The sequence below is a fragment of the Methanosarcina sp. 1.H.A.2.2 genome (assembly GCF_000979975.1).
In the GTDB taxonomy this organism is placed as follows: Archaea; Halobacteriota; Methanosarcinia; order Methanosarcinales; family Methanosarcinaceae; genus Methanosarcina.
Genome location: NZ_JJQL01000019.1, coordinates 1 through 21,420, shown reverse-complemented (window position 1 = coordinate 21,420; position 21,420 = coordinate 1). Strand labels below are relative to the sequence as shown.

At 46.4% G+C, this 21,420-nt stretch carries 16 protein-coding genes and 1 rRNA gene; 10 read left to right on the top strand and 7 right to left on the bottom strand.

Annotated features, from left to right (window positions below; all coding sequences use genetic code 11):
- Positions 1–4: 4 nt before the first annotated feature.
- Genes EO93_RS03380 through EO93_RS03370 form a run of 3 tightly spaced genes read right to left on the bottom strand, consistent with a single transcriptional unit; the run spans position 5 to position 3,883 of the window.
- Complete coding sequence (locus tag EO93_RS03380; RefSeq protein ID WP_048161123.1) at positions 5–1,723, bottom strand: WD40 repeat domain-containing protein; 1,719 nt, start codon at positions 1,721–1,723, stop codon at positions 5–7.
- Between the two features lie 4 nt (positions 1,724–1,727).
- On the bottom strand, positions 1,728–3,233 hold the full coding sequence (locus EO93_RS03375; RefSeq protein WP_048161122.1) for a WD40 repeat domain-containing protein: 1,506 nt from the start codon (positions 3,231–3,233) through the stop codon (positions 1,728–1,730).
- Between the two features lie 56 nt (positions 3,234–3,289).
- A complete protein-coding gene (locus EO93_RS03370; protein ID WP_048161121.1) occupies positions 3,290–3,883 on the bottom strand; it encodes a hypothetical protein in 594 nt (197 codons plus the stop codon).
- A 415-nt stretch (positions 3,884–4,298) separates the two neighbouring features.
- On the opposite strand from EO93_RS03370, the gene EO93_RS03365 reads away from it, so the two are divergent.
- The 8 genes from EO93_RS03365 (at position 4,299) to phoU (ending at position 15,757) form a co-directional block, all read left to right on the top strand.
- Positions 4,299–5,993 (top strand): S-layer protein domain-containing protein, encoded by a 1,695-nt coding sequence (locus EO93_RS03365; RefSeq protein WP_235282986.1) that lies wholly within the window; start codon positions 4,299–4,301, stop codon positions 5,991–5,993.
- A gap of 22 nt (positions 5,994–6,015) precedes the next feature.
- Entirely contained in the window at positions 6,016–8,112 is a 2,097-nt protein-coding gene (locus EO93_RS03360) for a putative cobaltochelatase (protein ID WP_048161120.1), read from the top strand.
- 124 nt (positions 8,113–8,236) lie between these two features.
- On the top strand, positions 8,237–11,044 hold the full coding sequence (locus EO93_RS03355) for a DNA-directed DNA polymerase (RefSeq protein WP_048161119.1): 2,808 nt from the start codon (positions 8,237–8,239) through the stop codon (positions 11,042–11,044).
- Positions 11,045–11,621: 577 nt separating this feature from the next.
- Positions 11,622–12,491: a PstS family phosphate ABC transporter substrate-binding protein gene (locus EO93_RS03350; protein WP_048161118.1), complete on the top strand. Its 870-nt coding sequence runs from the start codon at positions 11,622–11,624 to the stop codon at positions 12,489–12,491.
- Between the two features lie 29 nt (positions 12,492–12,520).
- The gene (gene pstC, locus EO93_RS03345; protein ID WP_048134833.1) at positions 12,521–13,411 is read left to right on the top strand and encodes a phosphate ABC transporter permease subunit PstC; all 891 of its coding nucleotides are present in this window, start codon (positions 12,521–12,523) and stop codon (positions 13,409–13,411) included.
- Positions 13,412–13,413: 2 nt separating this feature from the next.
- On the top strand, positions 13,414–14,271 hold the full coding sequence (pstA, locus tag EO93_RS03340) for a phosphate ABC transporter permease PstA (protein WP_082106023.1): 858 nt from the start codon (positions 13,414–13,416) through the stop codon (positions 14,269–14,271).
- Positions 14,272–14,324: 53 nt separating this feature from the next.
- Positions 14,325–15,101 (top strand): phosphate ABC transporter ATP-binding protein PstB, encoded by a 777-nt coding sequence (gene pstB / locus EO93_RS03335; protein WP_048134832.1) that lies wholly within the window; start codon positions 14,325–14,327, stop codon positions 15,099–15,101.
- 5 nt (positions 15,102–15,106) lie between these two features.
- The gene (gene phoU, locus EO93_RS03330) at positions 15,107–15,757 is read left to right on the top strand and encodes a phosphate signaling complex protein PhoU (RefSeq protein WP_048134846.1); all 651 of its coding nucleotides are present in this window, start codon (positions 15,107–15,109) and stop codon (positions 15,755–15,757) included.
- Here the strand turns inward: phoU and EO93_RS18390 are convergent.
- Positions 15,749–15,874 (bottom strand): hypothetical protein, encoded by a 126-nt coding sequence (locus EO93_RS18390; protein ID WP_255350193.1) that lies wholly within the window; start codon positions 15,872–15,874, stop codon positions 15,749–15,751. The genes phoU and EO93_RS18390 overlap by 9 nt on opposite strands.
- A 109-nt stretch (positions 15,875–15,983) precedes the next feature.
- Between EO93_RS18390 and EO93_RS03325 the strand changes: the two genes are divergently transcribed.
- Positions 15,984–17,381: a dihydroorotase gene (locus EO93_RS03325; RefSeq protein ID WP_048134831.1), complete on the top strand. Its 1,398-nt coding sequence runs from the start codon at positions 15,984–15,986 to the stop codon at positions 17,379–17,381.
- Between the two features lie 38 nt (positions 17,382–17,419).
- Here the strand turns inward: EO93_RS03325 and EO93_RS03320 are convergent, their stop codons facing one another.
- Genes EO93_RS03320 through eif1A form a run of 3 tightly spaced genes read right to left on the bottom strand, consistent with a single transcriptional unit; the run spans position 17,420 to position 19,090 of the window.
- On the bottom strand, positions 17,420–17,968 hold the full coding sequence (locus EO93_RS03320) for a KH domain-containing protein (RefSeq protein ID WP_048134830.1): 549 nt from the start codon (positions 17,966–17,968) through the stop codon (positions 17,420–17,422).
- On the bottom strand, positions 17,965–18,747 hold the full coding sequence (locus EO93_RS03315) for a serine protein kinase RIO (protein ID WP_048134829.1): 783 nt from the start codon (positions 18,745–18,747) through the stop codon (positions 17,965–17,967). The genes EO93_RS03320 and EO93_RS03315 overlap by 4 nt, the downstream gene beginning before the upstream one ends.
- Before the next feature lie 7 nt (positions 18,748–18,754).
- A complete protein-coding gene (eif1A, locus tag EO93_RS03310) occupies positions 18,755–19,090 on the bottom strand; it encodes a translation initiation factor eIF-1A (RefSeq protein WP_200898079.1) in 336 nt (111 codons plus the stop codon).
- A gap of 838 nt (positions 19,091–19,928) precedes the next feature.
- Between eif1A and EO93_RS03305 the strand changes: the two genes are divergently transcribed.
- A 16S ribosomal RNA gene (locus EO93_RS03305) occupies positions 19,929–21,406 on the top strand.
- Positions 21,407–21,420 lie beyond the last annotated feature (14 nt).

Here is a 21,420-nt window from a genome sequence, read left to right as displayed (position 1 = left end):
CTCCTCATGTCAGGATATGCACTCTATATTCTCCGAGCACTGTGCCGTCATCAAGCCTTGCAGGGGCTTCTAAGGCTGCGATATACCTTCCATCAGAAGATATGTCAGCAGATACCGTAATTCCTTCGGTTCCGTAAATCTGGCTGAGCCTGGAACTTGCACCTCCGCTTTTTGAGACGTCAAAGACATAGACCCCGTGAACGCTTCTGTCCTCGGTTACCAGGTTCTGGGCAAGGGGGATCACAAGATAGCGGTCATTCCGTGCACATTCCCCTGCATAGCCGTCAAGTCTCCATTTCCACAGCAGATTGCCGTCATAATCATAGGCAAAGAGGCTGTTCCCGCTGGGGTGTTCAAAAGGAGCATCCTTATTTTTATCTTTGGAGAAAGTGCTCCCGATTGAAAAGATCAGGGTGTCGTTGACGATGTAAGCATAATTCGCACTGCCGTAGATGGGGACTCCACTTACGACTATCGGGGTTGAGATGTTCTGCTGCCATGTAATCTCAGGAACCCCTGTCTCAATGATCCGGGAATTATTGAATAAAAAGGCCCGGCCATCACTTGTCATTGTTATTATCTGTTCCCCGTCAGGAGTAATCTGTGTGCTGTACCAGATTGCAGAATAGTCAAAGAACGGTTCAACTGGTGGGATTTTGTAGCTCCAGTGCTCTTCTCCCGTATTTCCTTTCAGGACATGCACGGTCCCATCTTGCCATTTATCTGCCTTTGTAAAACAGGTGGTGCCAAAAGCGGCGTATTCTCCGTCAGGAGTGGCATCAATCCATGTAACCCCCGAGTCCATGAGTTCGGATTCGGGGAATTTCCAGCGCAAGTTGCCTTCAGGGTCAAAGGAATAAACCCTTCCGAGGTACTTGTATTTCTCACCTATATAGCCGCAGGCCCTGCTGGCAGCGACATAAATATTCCCGTTCGAATCAAGTTTTATCTTTTTCATTGCAGGCATGTACTTGAGGTCTGAACCCAGATCCTCACTTGCCCCAAATTTCCATATTTCGGTGCCATTGAGGTCAAAACAATAGATCAAAGCATCCGGGCTCTCTTCTCCTACAATAAGGCGCTTGCTGTCCTCTGAAAACTCTATGTCCGCGATTCTCGCATCCGATATCCCTTTAACAAGCTGCTTTTCCCATACTTTATCACCTGTTGCAAGCTCTATAAGTTTCAGAGAACCTCCATGAGTTCCAATGGCAAGATAACTATTGTCAGGAGAGAATTTCGTTACACCTTTTATATTCGTGGAGGTTTTTTCGATGGGTCCGGGAGTTACAGCCTCAAGCTCTATGGTGTACTCCTCTTTCAATGCCGGTTTTTCAGGAGCATAGACCTCCAGAGCACCGGATGTCCCCAAACCCGTTATCACCTCAAACCTGTACCGGGTTTCAGGGTTCCAGTCAAAAGCTGCAAAGGCCTGATCTTCGGTTTTTTCAATCTCCAGAGAAGCCACCGGGTTGTTGTCCGAAGAAATCCTTATCTCTGAGATATCCACCTCATTTTTCAGGGTTAGCAGGGCTCCGGTCCTTGAGAAAACTACCGAGTCTATGGGTACCCCGGATTCGGAATTACTTATTTCCTGCGTATCCTGTATCCCTGATCCCGAAGCCTGGACCGATCCGCTGCTGCCGGGCTCCTGGTTTTTTTCAGCACATCCTGCAGTCATTAAAGCCAGTATAAGCAGGGCTATCAAAAGTTTCCATTTCATTTTCTCACCTGACAATTATTAACCTGTGTTTTCCGGTTACATCCCCATTTTCGAGCTGCAGAGGGACTTCAACTGCGGCTACGGTGCAGTCCGAAGAAATTGCAGCATCCGCAACAACCCCTTCGGTATTGAAGGTCCAGAGCAGCTTTGAATTCCCATTCCCGGATTTCCGGTTCCCAAAGGCATGGACCCCATGGACCTGAGTATTGCCTGAGGACGTATCTTTTCCGACTGGCAGGACAAAGAACCTCATATCCGGAGAGAAGAAGATCCCTGCACAGCGTCCTCCCAGGCTATAAGCCCAGGAAACTTCTCCTGTTTCTGCATCGCATGATATGAGGGAATTTTCAAGGGGGTGTGCCATGGGGATTTTATCGGGGTAGTAGGCAGGAAGTGTAGCTCCTGTAAGGTAGAGTACCTCATTTTCGGCAGCAATTTTTGCATTTTCGCCATAAGTATAGATGACACTTCCTTCAAGCTCCTCCGGAGTTGTCACATTGGACTGCCATTCATCGGAGTACCACTCTGATTCGCCGTCTCCTGGCCTTTTCATCTCAGAGTCATAAAAAAGGTATTTTCTTCCGTCCCCTGTATAGGCCGTTACCCTGGACCCGTCATCCGAAACATCAAGTCCGTGCCAGATGGCCGTAGAAACAAAATAAGGCATGAAAGGCGGAATTTCGTATTTCCAGCGGAGATTTCCGCTTTCATCCACAGAGTAGACGACTGCCTCCATTTCAAGGGAATTTGTCCAGTCCCCTGTTGAAAAAACCACATTTTTCCCATCCAGGCTTGAATCAATCCAGTTAACACTCCGGGCGTAATTTTCTGCCGCAGGGAGTTTCCAGGCAAGAGTGCCTTCGGGGCTGAACCTGTATACCCTTGAAGCAAGTCCGTATCGGGAATCTTTCCAGTATCTGCCTGCCGCAATGTACACAGCATCATCAGCAGCCGTTATCCCGTATATGCAGGGCTGGTATTTCGGATTGGGGTTGGTCCCCAGATCATCTGCAGTCCTGTATGTCCGGATCTCCTCGCCTGTGCCGGTATCCAGGGAATATATGTAGCCCTCAGCACTTCTCTCCCCCGCGAGCAGGTACTTTCCGTCTTTTGAGAATGCGAGATCTGAAATGTTTCCTTTGAGGGCTTTTTTCCAGAGCACCTTTTTTTCCGGCACGTCAATAACTGTAAGGTTCGAGCCTGTCCCTACAGCCACATATTTCCCATCCGGGGCATACCTTACACAGTCCTGGACACCCGACCTTCCTTCCAGAATATTCTCCGGGGTCACATCTCCAAGCTCATACTCCCAGTAAAGATATGGTGAAGCTTTTTCATGAGGCGTTATATTTGCCTGATTCGGCTCGCTGCTTGCACTCTCTCCCACGTTTTCGTTAGCTTCATCTGAAGATATGGATTCGGAAGACATTACATCGGAAGATATGCATCCTGAACAGACTAAAAAAACAAGTGTAAATATGAGCATCAACGCAAAACTACTTTTTTTCATTTTCAGGCTCCTCTGGTTTTCAGGCTCCTCTGGTTTTCAGGCTCCTTTGATTCATTTTATGATTGGCCGTAAATCTTCAGGTCTGATATTTTCAAAACGTTCCTGTACCGGGTACTGTTGTCTCCAAGACCTGCACTCACGCTTAAAACCTTAATATTTTCAGCAGGACCGCAGTATCTGGTATAATCCTCAAAGAGATCTCTTTCAACCAGACTCATAGGAATCCCTGCGATTACAACAGAAGGAGAAAAACGCCGCCGGTTTTCCTTATCCCGGTAATAATCCCCCTCCGATTGTGGATTCATGCTCCCTGCAGCAACATAGTAAATTGACTTATGGTCGCTGAATGTGATCTTTAACCATAGGCTAAAGTTGTCCAGATCTTCGCCATTCCAGTTCCAGGAAATTTTTCCCGGAGACAGGCTTACATCTTTATCCCACACACCTTCTCCGGTCAGGGAAGGGTTTTGAGTATCAAGATAAAGTTCGTTGCCTCTGCAGCTGAGAAAGTCTCCTTCAAGGTTGCATTCATCATCGAAATTTTCCTCGTATGCTATCTTTTCAGCAGACGTGGTTTGAAAATACAATATTGCCAGAACTGCAAGAAGCAGGAACATAAATCCCCAAACGGTATTTCTTCCTGGCTGCATGAACTTTATTCATTGTCTAATAGTTAATAAGTATTTCGAAATAAATTTATATTTTACAAATATAGTTATACTTTTTTACAAGATATGGTTACTAATTAGGAAGAATTTTAAAAATTATATTTTCAAAAAATAAATTAAAAATTTTCGCAGTAATCAATGAATATCACTTTTTGAGTATGTTGCTTTGATTTTTCGATATCCTCCGTCTGTATGATGAATCTGTCTCTCAAATGCAAAATACTGCAAAGTCAAAAATGTATTGTGTTTGTGTATCTTTTTCACAGAAGTCTAAGTTGTTTTGTGCCATTTAAAAGCGAAAGGGTTATTTAGTACTATTAATATCCTATTTCTTATGACTTATATTGATAATAATAATAATATTTTACAAATCTTGCGTGTGTCTTTTTTTCTATTAATGCTTTTATGTATCATTATTCCTGCTGAATGTGCTATTGAACAACGAGGGCCACTCGTAAGTATTGCAGGGGGAGATCATCACATTCTCAATGGAGAAAACTGCCCCGGGTTTTATTATTCAACCACTTCCGGAACATACTATGAGTCACTGGAACTTTCTTTTTCAGAGGACGGATTTATTGAAACAGGAGATGCGGTCTATACTTCAAAAATCAGTTCCGGTTCGACTGCTTTTTTCGGGAAGAAATATAAGGTTCTTGAGGATGGGCTGCTTAGCGAAAGCCTGGTGAGCTACGGAAGCCGTGATCTTCAACAGGGTAATGATTTTGATCTTGGAAATGGCTATAAACTGGTGCTTCAGGGGATAAATGGGGATTATGCCCTGCTTGAGTTTCAGAAAAATTTTGTCCCTATTACTACGGAATCCGTAGAAGAAGGATCAAAATTTAACTTCAAGACAAGGATAGAAGGCACGGAATATGTGATTCTGGAAGGAACTCTGGACAAGGTTCTTGATAGTAAGGACCCCGTTGTGCGCCTTACAAGCGTAAACCGGTATTCAGATACGCCTCTCAAGGTCGAAACAGGAGATGAATACGGCAAGTTCGAAGTCACTGCGGTTACGAGTAAATATATTGAGTTGAAAAACAGAATGCCTATCAGGTTGCAGTTCGGAGATTATGTTTCCATCCTTGATGACCTGATCGATTTCAGGGTTGCTGATAATGTGTATCGGGCATGTTCTTACAACATGACCAGGGATACTATCAAATCGTATAAGATCAGGGGCACATCCCTGGCTGTAAACCGCTCGGATTCCTCTCCTGATTCCTGCACCTGGACAGCTGATTCTTTTGGTATGCTTTTTTACGATCCTGAGTACAATCTCAGTACAGAAAGCCTTGAACTTTCCCTTGATGCCGGAAATGATTGGATCCCTGAAGGGGGTCTGGTTTATGAATCCCTGCCTGTTAAGGTCGCATATAAAAACCCGGAGATGAGGGATTACGGGGAAGACTGGTTTAATGAAGGATATTCCGTGCTTGGCTGGAACGGTGGAAAATGTGCATCTCTCGGTAGTGACCGTGGTATTGTAAATATCCTTCTGGATGAGGATGAGAAACTCCTCCATCCGGGCGAAGAATATGACCTGAAAGAAGGGTATACCCTGAAAGTCACCGATCTGGATTCTGATAATGCCTGTCTGACTGTTTTCAGGAACAACCTCCCGGTTTATTCAAGCATAATTTCTCCCGGTAAGTCGGCAGATCTGGGTACTCACACCCTTCTCTACACAAAGGAGCTAAATGGGGTTGAAGTGCCTCTCTTTTCGGTATATGTTGACAGCGTCATACAGGGAGAGGAACTCTCTGCTGTTAATCTGAAATACCTTCTGCATTTTTCTGACAGCCCACTTGGACTGGATTATGGGAAGGAGTTCGGAGAGCTTACTGTTGTTGAGACCTATCCGAAAATCAGGCTCGAAAATAAACATGCTGTCTGGGCTGGTTCGGAAATCGAGGTAACGGAAGAAATCCGGATTGGCCGGTTTGAAAAGAAGACCTCAGGGAATCTCTACGTGACCTTTTACCCTTTCATGAACAGGGTGGAAAATGTGGAATCCATTCTTCCTTCTTCCACTCTCCTGTCCATACCTGTCATGAGTATTGAAGAATACCTGGTCGGAATCTGATACAATTTCTTGAGGTGAAACCATGAGGGACCACAACATCACGATCTACCCTTTTTCCGCTATAGTCGGGCAGGAAAAAATGAAAAAAGCCCTGGTCTTAAATCTTATCAACCCTAAAGTGGGAGGGGTGCTGATCAGGGGGGAAAAAGGAACTGCCAAATCAACTGCAGTCCGGGCGCTTGCCAATCTCCTGCCTGAAATCGAGGTGGTTGAAGGCTGCAAGTTCAAATGCAATCCTAATAATAGAAACGAACTGTGTGAAGAGTGCTTTGAAAAACTAAAAGCAGGGACCCTGAGAATTTCTCCGGTAAAAATGAAAGTTGCGGACCTGCCTGTAAGTGCCACTGAAGACCGGGTTGTCGGGACCCTTGATATCGAACATGCCATCAAAACAGGGGAAAAGCGCTTTGAGCCCGGAGTGCTTGCAATGGCCCACAGGGGCATCCTGTATGTGGATGAGATTAACCTTCTCGATGACCACCTTGTAGATGTGCTCCTGGACTCTGCGGCAATGGGGGTAAACACTATTGAAAGAGAGGGGATCTCCTACTCCCATCCTGCTAACTTTGTGCTCGTAGGTACCATGAACCCTGAAGAAGGGGAACTGCGGCCGCAGTTGCTGGACCGGTTTGGTTTATGTGTGGATATAAAAGGCATCAGTGACGTGTCCCGGAGAGTTGAACTTATAAAATACAGGCTCAGTTATGAGGCAGACCCTGAAGCTTTTGCAGCAAACTGGCTGGCTTCCGAAACCGAGCTTTGCGGGCAGATTCTTCTGGCGCAGAAACTACTTTCCGATGTCAGGATTTCAGATGACCTGCTTGAATTGATCAGCCAGATCTGTATTGACATGGGAGTGGACGGGCACAGGGCAGACCTCACCATGATGAAGACCTCACTCACGCTTGCAGCTTTTTACGGAAGAACTGAAGTAACCGAGGAAGATGTCCGGGAGGCTGCAGGGCTTACTCTTTCTCACCGCATGCGCAGAAAGCCTTTTGATAATCAACCCGAAAAACAGGATAAACTGGACGACATTATTGAGAAACATAAGGAAAAGCAGAAGGAAAAACTGAAAAATCAAGACGAAAAACCGAAAAACGATGACCGCAAAGAGAAAGATAAGCACGAGCAGCAAAATAAAGAATCGAATGAAGATCCGGATCAGCAGCACAAACAAGCTGAAGGTCATCACCAGGAAGAGCCCGAAGATCAGAATGCAGAGCAACCGGATGCTTCTTCGGAAACCACTTCTGAAATAGGGGAAAACTATCAGGTAAAACAATTGTCTCCTGAATTTCGCAGAGCCCAGCGAAACGGATCCGGCAGGCGCAGCAAGACCCTGACCCGGTCTAAAAAAGGCAGGTATATAAAAAGTTCAATTCCTCATGAAAAAACCACGGACCTTGCTTTTGATGCCACCTTAAGGGCAGCTGCTCCCTTCCAGCTTACGCGGGAAAAGAATGGCAATTCCGTAGCAATTCATGAATCCGATTTCAGGGAAAAAACACGGGAGAAAAAAATAGGCAACCTTGTACTCTTTGTGGTTGATGCCAGCGGTTCTATGGGAGCTCGCCAGCGAATGGTTGCTTCCAAAGGGGCAGTCCTTTCAATGCTTATGGACGCCTACCAGAAACGCGACAAAGTGGGACTTATCGCTTTTAAAGGGGATAGTGCGGAACTGTTGCTGCCTCCTACATCCAGTATAGAACTGGCTCAAAAGTATTTGCAGGAAATGCCTACGGGTGGAAAGACGCCTCTTTCGCAAGGCCTTGTAAAAGGGTATGAGGTCATAAAAACCGAACTCCTGCGTGATCCCGATACCTGTCCTTTTATGGTTCTGATCTCTGACGGCAGGGCCAATGTCAGTATGAATGGAGAATCTCCTCTCCAGGAAACAAAAACAGTAGCTTCCCGGTTAAGAGATGAAGGCATACAATCTGCTGTAATCGACACGGAAAACAGCATGATCAAATTCGGGCTTGCACAGCAGATTTCTACAGCCCTTGGAGCCACATACCTGACCCTTGAAAATTTAAAGTCAGATTCTATAGTCAATGCGGTTCGAGCTTCAGCTCCGTTTGATCTCCGGTCACCTTCAGGTGATTTTTCAGTTTGAGTCCTTTTTTTCAGTTTGAGTCCTTTTTGATTGCCTATTTTCGGACCTGACAACCTTTTTCAAAATAGGGTTTTATTTCTCCAAAATACAACAAAAGCTATATGTCTATCTAAAGCTGTAAACCATGCCTATGGATTTTCAGATCTTGGATGCAGATTACCAAATCGTCAATGACAGCGGGCCTGTCATCCGCCTCTTTGGCAGGGGAGCGGACGGAAAAAGTGTATGCTGCTTTGTCCCGGATTTTGAGCCTTACTTTTATCTCAAGGCCTCTGGAGACCTGCACGCTGTAGCAAGGCTTATAAAAGATACTTTTGAGCAGGTCAAAAAGGTCGAAATTGTCGAAAAATTTGAACCTGTAGGATACCAGAAAACAAAGAAAGAAATGCTCAGGATTACTACCCGCCTGCCAAGGGATGTGCCTGAGATAAGGGACGAGATTCTGAAGATCCGGGATGTTTTGAGAGCCGAAGGGGACTGGCAGATTTATGAAAGTGATATTCTCTTCAGAAACCGTTTTTTAATTGACAGGAACCTTGGGGGCATGGTCTGGGTTTCTGCAGAAGGGCAGCCAGTAGACCCCCCTCGATACTTCAGGACAGGTTCTGCAGGCAGTTCCCACTGCGAAAACTTTGCATGTGATTCGTCAATCCTTGCATCCGGGCTAAAGAGGGTTGAAAGCCTGGCAATTGCTCCTTTGAAGTATCTCTCTTTTGATATTGAGTGCCTGCCCCTTGACGGGGGGATGCCTTCTCCTGACGTCTCCCCCATAATCATGATCAGCTTTTCCTTCGAGCCCGAATATAAAGGGCATAAAACCCTTATTCTGCTGGCAAAACCTGCTGAAGGTATGGACGGGGATGTTATTCCATGCAGGGACGAAACCGAGATGTTAAACCGGTTTTTTGAGATTCTTTGCGAATATGACCCTGACATTGTTGCAGGGTATAACCACCAGGACTTCGATATTCCTTATATCACGGACAGGGTCAAAGCCCTTACTGCAAAAGGGGAAGTGATCAATCCGGTTGTTGGCAGGGACGGCAGCCAGATAGGTTATAGAAGGTTCGGGCTCATTACCCGGACTGAACTGAAAGGAAGGGTGGTCGTGGATGCCCTTCCTCTTATAAGGAGAGCTTTCAGCCTGAAGCAGTATACCCTGAGAGTCGTTTCAAAAGAACTTCTGAACCGTGAAAAACTTGATGTTGCTCCGATGGAGATGGAAGAGTACTGGAATGATTCCGGGGATAAATTCCGAAAATTTGTTGATTATTCACGCAGGGACTCCGAGCTTGCCCTGGAGCTTGTCCTTGAGCTGAGGCTCCTTGATAAATACATTGCTCTTGCCCAGGTAAGCGGGTGCCTGCTCCAGGAGATTGTTGACGGAGGCCAGACTTCCATGGTTGAGACTCTTCTCCTCAGGGAATTCGGGCTGAAGGACAGGGTTATTCTTCCAAAACCAGGGGACGAGCTTTCGTCTGAAAGGTACGATATGAGTTCGGACTTGAAAGGTGGGGAGGTACTGGAACCGAAGAAGGGCCTTCTGGAAAATGTGCTGATCCTTGACTACAAGTCTCTTTATCCGACCATCATGATGGCTCACAACCTGTGTTACACAACTGTTGTGACTCGAGACAGGCCTGATGGGAGAACTATCACGCCTCCTTCGGGGGGAGAATTCGTGCCTCCTGAAGTATTCAGGGGTATTGTGCCTTCCATTCTTGAAGACCTGCTTAACCAGAGGGGAGAGACAAAGAAAAGGATGAAGCGGGCTTCGGATGAAAACGAGTATCGTGTGCTTGATGCCACCCAGCTCGCCCTGAAAATCCTGCTGAACAGTTTTTACGGCTATTCGGGGTATGCCCGGGCAAGGCTCTACAGCCTGACGCTTGCAAACGCCGTAACCAGTTTTGGAAGAAGCAATATCCTGAATACACGGGACCTTATCAACAATACTATAGGAAAAATCGTTCTCAGAGGTTCGGCAGCTTTACTTCTCGAAGAAGCAGGGGAACTTTCCTCTCAGGACAGAATTGTCGAACTGTCAGTTGCTTATGGGGATACGGACAGTGTTTTTGTGCACTGCAGTTCAGGGGGAGATATCTCCCTTGAAGATGTCAGTCTTGTAGGGAACCGGCTTTCAGAGATTGTTTCGGCTTCTCTGCCTGACCCGATGGAGCTCGAGTTCGAATCTGTTGCAAAACGCGCCCTTCTCATTGCAAAGAAACGCTATGCACTCTGGCTGTTTGAACCCAAAAATTCCGGCTGGGAAGACAAAATCAAGGTCAAAGGCATGGAAACCGTGCGCAGGGACTGGTGCGAACTGACTTCAATAACTCTTAACAGGGTTCTTGAGCTTGTGCTTATAGAGGGCGATGTTGACCAGGCTGTAGAACACGTCCGTAAGGTGGTCAACGATGTCAGAAACCTTGACCCTGGAAAAGATGCCGAGCTTATTGAAAAGCTTGTCCTGACCCGGACCCTTACCCGGAAAACTGAAAGCTACAAAAACAAGCAGCCACACCTGACCGTTGTAGAAAATCTGAGGAAGCGGACCGGGGTCATGCCTTCGATAGGGACAAGGATTCCTTTTGTTATCATCGCAGGAAAAGGCCTCTTTGTTGAGCGGGCCGAGGATCCCGATTATGTCCGGGAGCGCAATGTGCCTATAGATGTGGATTACTATATTAAGAAGCAGATCCTGCCCCCCGTGGAACGCATTCTGGGGGTTTTCGGAGTCAAAATGTCTTCCCTTGACTTTGATTCTAAGCAGAAGGGCCTTTTTGATTTTGAAGTGAAGAGACCTGAAGTGAAAAAGCAGGAAAAAGAAAAAGTCTCCTCTCAAAAGGAGGCCGAAGGGATAGTACAGGAAGAGAAAATCCAGTGCCCGGAAAACGGGCGTGCAGAGCAGCGTTCCCTGTTCGATTTCTGACGCCCGAATTGCGACTCGCCCGAATTGCGCCTCGCCCGAATTGCGCCTCGGGAGTACGCGGTCCGTTTCACTCGCTTCGCTCGCTCAAGCAGACTAATTTATAGTTTATCGCAGTGAGCTTCTCTTAAGAGGACTGAATTACAAATATCTCTGATCCATACAACTTTATTCACTATACCGGGTCGTTCTTGCCACGCTCGACGCACGGCTCGGGGTTAAGGAAAATATCTATCTGGCTGACAGGCCGTCCCAAGCGCCGTGGTATCTGACCCTTTACCATACATTCTGGCCCTCTGTTTTATGTCCTGTTTTTTATCGGGTATTATTTCCTGTTTTTTTTTATCGGGTATTTGGCAACATGTTTTGAAGGTTATGACTGTGGTATTATATTTCTTTTATATCTTTACTATATAGTAAAACAGTTTAATTGATACTTATTTTTTATATATACTACAATACATTATATGTGGAGAATATTTATATATCTCTCTCCTTTTATAATCACTTATACTGGAACTAACTTTAATAACTATAGATTGATGATTTATCCTCATTTATTTTATGGAGTATGTGTAACATGGCGAATAAATTCAAAGCATACACAATCCTCACATTACTGGTGATCGGGCTTGTGTTTATGGGAATTGGATGTACCGGGAATGAAAATGGTGAAGGCTCTTCCTCGGTTCAGGATATTTCTCTGAAAGGTTCAGACACAGTTCTTCCCCTTGCTCAGGCTGAAGCTGAAGAATTTATGACTGAATTTCCTGAAAAGAGTGTGACAGTTACCGGGGGCGGGTCCGGAGTTGGGATTGCTGCGCTCATTGATGGAGGGGTGGACATTGCTACTGCATCCAGAGAAATGAAAGCTGATGAAATCGAAGCTGCTAAAGCAAATGGCATCAATCCGGTGGAGCACACTATTGCCATTGATGGCATTTCAGTGGTTGTAAACTCCAATAATCCTGTTTCTGAACTTACCTTTGACCAGCTACGCGGCATCTACAATGGGAGCATCAGCAACTGGAAGGATGTTGGTGGCGAGGACAGGCCTATTGTGGTGATTTCTAGAGACAGCAGTTCCGGAACTTATGAATATTTCAAGGAAGCCGTGTTGCTTGGGGACGAGTACCGGCCTGATGCCCTTACCCAGCCTGCTACAGGGGGAATTGTGGGCGAGGTCACTCAGAACTCCAACGCAATCGGATACATGGGCGTTGCATACCTCGATGAGAGCGTAAAGGCCCTGAGCCTGGATGGTGGAAACGGCTCTGAATACCCAAGCTCTGAAAACATCATCAGTGGTGCATACCCACTTTCAAGGCCTCTCTACTTCTATACCAACGGGGAGCCCTCGGGCCTCACAAAGGAATTCATCGACTATGTGATGAGTGAGGACGGGCAGAGCCTGGTGCTTGAAGTCGGGTACTTTCCGATAAACCAGTAAAATCGGATAAACAATTCCAAGGGAATACTATGCTCAACAGAAAGTATAAGGAAAAAACGATCGAATCGGTGCTTTTCTCAGTAAGTGCCCTTACTGTCGTCATCCTTTTCCTTATATGCCTCTTTTTATTCAGGGACGGTTTACTTCTTTTTAAAGCTACGTCTCTTCTGGACTTTCTTACAGGGAAGTTCTGGTACCCGACATCCGTAAACAGACAGTTCGGGTTATTGCCTCTGTTTTTCGGTTCACTTCTTGTTACTGCCGGAGCAATTCTTTTTGCTGTGCCTCTGGGGATTGCTTCTGCAATCTATATTTCCGAGATTGCGCACCCAAAGGTTGCGGATTTCCTTAAGCCCTTTATCGAGATCCTGGCAGGTATTCCTTCGGTTGTATTCGGGTTCTTCGGGCTTGTTGTACTGGTCCCGTTTGTGCGGACTGCCTTTAACCTGCCTACGGGACAAACTGCTCTTACAGGCTCCATTATGCTCGGGATTATGGCGCTTCCCACGATAATTACTATTTCAGAGGATGCCATAAGTTCTGTTCCCAGCACTCTCAAGCAAGGTTCGCTTGCTCTTGGGGCCACAAGATGGCAGACTATATACAAGGTCATAATCCCTGCAGCCCTTTCCGGAATTTCCGCAGCTGTAATGCTTGGTATAGGGAGAGCTATAGGGGAGACAATGACTGTCATGATGGTTACCGGAAATACTGCAATAATTCCTTCTTTTCCCGGAGGCATTCTGGACCCTGTGAGGACAATGACTGCCACAATCGCACTTGAGATGGGGGAGGTTCCCCAGGGAAGTACTCACTTTCATGCCCTCTTTGCGGTTGGGTCTGTACTTTTCATCATAACTTTCCTGATCAACCTGATTGCGGATTCAATTAAAAAGCGATACAGGTTCAAGGTGGACTGAGCATGGGATTGAATGCAAGAACAAGTGAAAAAATTGCCTTTGCACTGCTCAGGCTTGCAACACTGATGGTAGCAGGGTTTGTGCTGATTATCCTTGCCTATATTGTTTACAATGGGTACAGTGTAATTAGCATTGAGTTCCTTACCGAGATGCCCAGAAGGATGATGACGCAAGGTGGGATCTATCCTGCAATCGTGGGCACTTTAACTCTTATCCTCGGGTCAATGGCTGTGGCTCTTCCCATGGGGATTCTGGCTGCCATCTACCTCAACGAGTACGCAGGAGAAACCCGAACTACCTGGCTTATAGAAATGGCAATTAATAATCTTGCAGGAACTCCATCTGTGGTGTTCGGGCTTTTCGGGCTGGCACTGTTTGTTAAATACTTTGGGTTTGGCCCTTCTATACTTTCGGCCTCTCTCACCCTTTCTCTCCTGATCATCCCGGTGATTATCCGTTCCAGCCAGGAAGCCCTGATTACAGTCCCTAAAGAGTACCGGGAATCCTCTCTTGCGCTTGGGATCAGCAAATGGCAGACCATAAGGCATGTGGTCCTGCCGGCAGCTATTCCGGGAATTGTTACAGGTTCCATCCTGAGTATTGGGAGGGTTGCAGGGGAAACGGCTCCTATTCTTCTTACGGGCGCAGCTTACTACCTGCCAAGGTTGCCTGACTCGATCTATTCCCAGTTCATGGCCCTTCCCTACCATCTCTTCGTGCTGGCTACCGCCGGGACAAACATTGCCCAAACCAGGCCCCTTCAGTATGGGACGGCTCTGGTCCTGTTGATGATTGTGCTGGGCTTAAACCTTATAGCGGTTCTGATCCGCAGGCATTACAGGCAAAAATTGAAAATTTGATTTAAGTTTTGTTAATAACGTATCAGGGTTTATATGATAATTGAGGTCCATAAATGACTGAAGCTGTTCAAAACGTAGCTCCGCCCCAGATAGAAGTAGAAAACCTTAATCTGTGGTACGGGGAAAAGCAGGCCCTTAAGAATATCTCCATGCATATCCCCAAAAACAGCGTAACCGCTCTTATAGGCCCTTCCGGTTGCGGAAAGTCTACCTTCATCCGGTGTTTTAACAGGATGAACGATCTTATCAAAAACTGCAGGGTCGAAGGTAAAATCTCGATTGAAGGCAAGGATATCTATGGAACAGGCGTGGATGTTGTTGACCTCCGGAAACGTGTTGGAATGGTTTTCCAGAAGCCCAATCCTTTCCCAATGTCCATTTACGACAACATCGCATACGGGCCGCGTATTCATGGTATAACTAAGAAAGATCTGGATGGAGTTGTCGAGGGTGCCCTTCGTTCGGCTGCCATCTGGGATGAGACCTCAGACCGGCTCAAGTCTCCTGCCCTTTCCTTGAGTGGGGGGCAGCAGCAAAGGCTTTGTATTGCCAGGACTCTGGCAGTAAAGCCCGAAATCATTCTTTTCGATGAGCCCTGCAGTGCTCTCGATCCTATTTCAACATCAAGGATCGAAGAACTGATCATTAACCTTAAAAAAGATTATACGATAGTAATTGTAACTCATAATATGCAACAAGCGGCAAGGATTTCGGACTACACGGGCTTTTTCCTAATGGGGGAACTGATTGAGTTCGGTCAGACAAGGCAGATTTTTCAAAATCCTATGGAACAAAGCACTGAGGATTATATTACTGGTAGGTTTGGGTGATTAATATGGTTCGAGAACGATATCTAAGGCAGCTGGACCTGCTCAAGGAGTCCGTACTTTCTCTCGGGGAAATGTCTGAACTGATTTTTCACGACTCCATGGAGGCGGTTATAGACCTCAATGTCGAGCTTGCCAAAAAGACGCTTGCTCTTGAGCCGGAAGCAGATAAACTTGAGGAAGGAATCGAGGTTTCGATTTTTGACCTGCTTGCGCTTCAGCAGCCCATGGCCAGCGACCTCAGGCTTGTTGTGTCGGCGCTTAAGATGGCGGCAGACCTTAGAAGGGTCGTGGGACTTTCAATCAATATTGCCAAAATTCCCGGAAAAATCGAAGGTGGGCATGTGAAACCGCTCATCGACACCAAAAGAATGGCAGATATTACCGCAGATATGATTGCAAATTCCATCAAAGCTTTCGAGACGCGGGACCCTGAACTTGCAAGAGCGACAGCCGCCCGGGATGAAGAGGTCGATCAGATCTTTTATGCAGTCTGGGTAGAGTTAATAGAAATGATGGCTAAAGACCCAGGTATTATTTCCAAAGCCACACATTTGCTCTTCCTGATCCGCTACCTGGAAAGGATTGCAGACCACTGCTGCAACATCTGTGAGAGTGTTGTCTATCTTACGACGGCTGAACGCATTAAGTTAAACTGAAACGGCTTTCTGGCTGTTTTCCTTTATTTTTTCTTTTCCTTTTCTCCTCTGCATCTTTTTTCTTTCCTCCTCTCCTCTGCATCTTTTTTCGTTTCTGTCATTTTTGTTTTCTCTCATTTTTCTCCTTTTACTCAAGTTTTTATTTTTTCGCCCCTTCTTCTCTCTTATTTCTCAATCTTTCAGTGATGTACATGTTTTAAGTATGTTTATAAGCATATAGACGCCCATGCCTGATATTCATATCAAAAATACGAGGATTTATTATAATAATTCTCTTCAGTCTGCCGAAATCCTTATTGAGAACGGCAAAATCACTAAAATCGGAAAGGACTTCAGGGTTTCAAGTTCGGACATGGTAATAGATGCAGGGGGTGCACTTACCCTGCCTGCCGGAATTGACGTGCATGTCCATTTCAGGGAACCGGGCATGACTCTAAAGGAAAACTGGTACACAGGGTCATGCTCTGCAGCTGCCGGGGGTATTGCCACTGTTATTGACCAGCCAAACACCATACCTCCTACAACAGACAGGCGCACTTTTGAACAGAAGCTCAAACTTGCCCGGAACAAGTCAATTGTTGACTTCGGGATTAACGGCGGGGTTACGGGAAACATAGAGAAGCTCAAAGAACTCTGGAGGCTGGGAGTCACGGCTTTCGGGGAAATCTTCATGGCTGAGTCTACAGGCGGGCTAAACATCAATGAAGAAACATTTGAAGAAGCCCTGGCTGAGATCAAACGCCTCGGAGCCCTTGCTACAATCCATGCCGAGGATGAAAAGATGCGCCTTGAAATGGAACAGTTGTTGAAAGATGATGTTTCTTATGAGTACCATTCAAGGGTACGCCCAAACGAATGCGAGGCATCGGCTGTCAAGAGTGCTCTTGAACTCATTTCCAAACTCCAGGTCAGGGCACATTTCTGTCATCTAAGTACGCTTGAAGCTGTGGGAATGATCCGAAAAGAGAAATATCTTGCAAAAAGAGAAAACAAAACATCCCTTTTTACATGTGAGGTTGCTCCTCATCACCTGTTTCTCTCTACGAAGGACTGGGAGAGGCTCAGGTCTTTTGGAAAAATGAACCCTCCTCTGAGGGGAAGCCACAGCATCAAAGCGCTTGTAAATGGGCTGAATGACGGGACTATTGATATGGTGGCGTCAGACCATGCTCCACACCTTGAGTCTGAAAAGGATGTCGATATCAGGGTAGCTCCTTCCGGGGTGCCTGGGGTTGAAACCCTTATGCCTCTCATGCTTGCCGCGGTCAGAAAAAATATCCTGCCCCTTTCACAGATGATTATGGTAACAAGCAGAAACCCTGCAAAGGCTTTCGGGCTGGATCTTCAGGGAAAAGGCCGGCTTGAAGTGGGGTTTGATGCAGATCTCATTATTGTAGATCCACGCAACCTTCAACCCATAAAAGCTGAAATGCTGCACAGTAAAGCTGGCTGGACGCCTTTTGAAGGAATGGACGCGGTCTTTCCGCAATATACACTCTCCAGAGGCGAGGTAATCTGGATAGAAGAGTCCATTAATGCAAAGCAGGGAAGGGGTAAGTTCCTTGAAGGCGGCGGAACAAGGTTAGAAGAAGATGATGAAGAAAACTCTGAAGAGGCCGGATAAGATTGAGCTTCCGGAACTCTCCATTTTTTAACACTTTTTTAGTAATATTCAATTGAGTCCAGCTGGGAATGTAATAGCTCCTGATGCTTCTTTTCAAGGAACTTATATACCGCGCCGTGTGTAGCTCCGTCGAGCAGCATTTTTATGGCTGTTCGGATTATGGTGTTCTGTTCAGGGTATCCGAGTATGGATACGGTTTTTCCGTATACTGATATCTTGACATTTATCAGGCTTTCTGCAAGCTCTCTGGTTCGTCCACCTCTTCCTATAATCCTGCCTTTTACGCGCTGGAGCTCTTTTGGAGTGGTGGCGACGTCGGATAGGTCAATGATCTCAAGCATTAACATGTCATCTTCAAGGATTCCAAGGGCTTTTTCGGGACTAAAACCTCTTCCTATAGCTTTGAGGGTTTCAAGAATCCTGAATTCTTTCAATGGATCTTCCTCGCAGGTAATATCGATTTTTCCGCTGTCGCTGTCTATGTCCAGTTGACAAGCGGTTTTGTCCTCGATAAATTTCTTTGTTTCTCCTTTAGGACCAATAATTGCTCCGATTCGCTCTTTGGGAATTTTAAGATACTGAGTCATGTTGTTTCCGCCTGTATTTTTGAAAGCAGTTCTTCAGGTTTGTCTGTTATTCCATAGCGGCTGAAGAACCTGAGTATATTTTGCACGTCTCTGTAGAGAAACTCTCTGGCATTAGGGTGTTCTAGGGTCACAGACTGCCCCATGTCGATGAAAACCGGGGTCTTATCTGCCGGATCAATGAGGATATTGTATTCACTCAGGTCGGCATGGACGAGATTCGCTTCTTTATGGAGGAGGCGCATATATTCGACGATTCTGTCATAAACAAGCTTTGCTTCCTCGTTTTTCAGGTGCGTGTTCTTCAATAGGGGATAGGGCACCTTTTCTTCTCCCATGAACTCCATAATCAGAATATTTTTCTCCGCAACCAATGGCTCAGGCACTCGTATTCCTGCGCTCTTTGCACGTTTCAGGTTCTGGAATTCCTTGCGTGTCCATGCGAAAATGATGTCTCGCCTGTTATTTCTAATGTTTGTGAAGCGAGGGTCTTTCATAATATAGGCATCCATCGCCTTGAAAGTGCTGCTGGCCATTCTGTATATCTTTATTGCCAGTTCTCTTTCCTCACCTTCTGCATAGAAAACATTTGCTTCCTTTCCGGTACTGATGGCGCCCCCCAGCGCCTTTATTATGCCCTTATTGGAAAGGGTATAAAGGACTTTTAGGGTGGGCACGTCGAATACATTTTCTTCCACCTTCAGCCTGGCGGAGTCTTTCTCCCTGGCACGCGCTTTATCTTTGGCGCTGTCAAGGCGCCTTATTTTCTCGTCCTGGTCCATTACTATGTTATCCTTTCAGGTACCCTTTTCTCTCGAGCCAGTCTACCTGTGGCCTTGTGTATTTCCATATAACGTCTGCCTTTTCGTTCTGAAATTCCCATGGCACAACGATGACAACATCTCCCTCTCTAATCCAGGTTTTCTTTTTCATCGAACCCGGAATTCTCCCCATACGGATGACTCCATCTATGCAACGGAGCTTAAGACGGTTTGCACCAAGGAGACTTTCAACGGTTGCCAGAATCTCGTTATTTTCCCTGCGCGGAGTACGTATTCTTGTTACCGTCTCTTCCGTGCTGGGATTGGCTTTTGATATAGGTTTCTTTAAGTCTGCCAGTGTGATACCTCGTTATATGTAGTTTGCAATTATATTATTTTTTTATTTTTATACCCTTAAATATTCTATATCTCTTTTTTTGGGCTTTAAGGTTATTCATCGTGCCGCTTCCAACTTCCTGTTGTTATTTTAATGCTGCGCTTTTCTGCTTTCTTTTTATTCCCTTCTTATTATTATTTTTTTTCATGTGGTGTGTATGGCGACAGGTATATATACCGGATACATGGTTGTATGTCTCACACGTAAAACAAGCGTGCACCGCTCTTGAATTATTAATTCCAGGGTGGGATTCAGGAACTGAAAAAAACAAAATTTCATTATATGTTATGTTTGTTTTTCTATACAATGTTGCCTGAATGAAAATCTTTATATACTACAACTCATGTATGTATGTTTCCAGTGCCAGCATGAATATTGTTGTGTTGGTTGGTTCTCTCATAGTCATGTGGTTTGATATTTCGTCTTTTTCAAAAGAGAAATACAATGCTTTATATACTATGAGCGTGTACATATATCTCTCTCTGGCGTGGACCTCAAATCCCGCGAGAAAGTTTTCTCATAGTAATCTGGCGAAGGTTCTTCCTGTCAAGGGGGGAATTCAATACCTTTAAATACTATGAGTGAGTAACTATAATTTCCTGCATCATAAATGCAGCAATTACTACTCATTATTAATTTGGTGGAGACAGGAGTTATTTTTTTCTGTCTGACGAGGATTTGTCGGTTCGGTTAATTCTGGGTGATAGATGTTTCAACATCTATCGCGAAATGAACTAACTGAATTGCTAGTTGTTAGTGCAAGTTTCTGCGACCAAGACCTTTAAGGAACAAAGTGTGTATAACAATTCTGGTTGATCCTGCCAGAGGTTACTGCTATCGGTGTTCGCCTAAGCCATGCGAGTCATATGTTCTTCGTGAACATGGCGTACTGCTCAGTAACACGTGGATAACCTGCCCTTGGGACCGGCATAACCCCGGGAAACTGGGGATAATTCCGGATACCGCATATATGCTGGAATGCTTTATGCGTAAAATGGATTCGTCTGCCCAAGGATGGGTCTGCGGCCTATCAGGTAGTAGTGGGTGTAATGTACCTACTAGCCAACGACGGGTACGGGTTGTGAGAGCAAGAGCCCGGAGATGGATTCTGAGACATGAATCCAGGCCCTACGGGGCGCAGCAGGCGCGAAAACTTTACAATGCGGGAAACCGTGATAAGGGGACACCGAGTGCCAGCAACATTTGCTGGCTGTCCAGGTGTGTAAACTACACCTGTTAGCAAGGGCCGGGCAAGACCGGTGCCAGCCGCCGCGGTAACACCGGCGGCCCGAGTGGTGATCGTGATTATTGGGTCTAAAGGGTCCGTAGCCGGTTTGGTCAGTCCTCCGGGAAATCTGACGGCTTAACCGTTAGGCTTTCGGGGGATACTGCCAGGCTTGGAACCGGGAGAGGTAAGAGGTACTACAGGGGTAGGAGTGAAATCTTGTAATCCCTGTGGGACCACCTGTGGCGAAGGCGTCTTACCAGAACGGGTTCGACGGTGAGGGACGAAAGCTGGGGGCACGAACCGGATTAGATACCCGGGTAGTCCCAGCCGTAAACGATGCTCGCTAGGTGTCAGGCATGGCGCGACCGTGTCTGGTGCCGCAGGGAAGCCGTGAAGCGAGCCACCTGGGAAGTACGGCCGCAAGGCTGAAACTTAAAGGAATTGGCGGGGGAGCACAACAACGGGTGGAGCCTGCGGTTTAATTGGACTCAACGCCGGACAACTCACCGGGGGCGACAGCAATATGTAGGCCAAGCTGAAGACTTTGCCTGAATCGCTGAGAGGAGGTGCATGGCCGTCGCCAGTTCGTACTGTGAAGCATCCTGTTAAGTCAGGCAACGAGCGAGACCCGTGCCCACTGTTACCAGCATGTCCTCCGGGACGATGGGTACTCTGTGGGGACCGCCGGTGTTAAATCGGAGGAAGGTGCGGGCCACGGTAGGTCAGTATGCCCCGAATCTCCCGGGCTACACGCGGGCTACAATGGATGGGACAATGGGTCCCTACCCCGAAAGGGGTTGGCAATCTCACAAACCCATTCGTAGTTCGGATCGAGGGCTGTAACTCGCCCTCGTGAAGCTGGAATCCGTAGTAATCGCGTTTCAATATAGCGCGGTGAATACGTCCCTGCTCCTTGCACACACCGCCCGTCAAACCACCCGAGTGAGGTATGGGTGAGGGCACGGACTCTGTGCCGTGTTCGAACCTGAATTTCGCAAGGGGGGTTAAGTCGTAACAAGGTAGCCGTAGGGGAATCTGCGGCTGGATCACCTCCTAAGCATAAAAACAC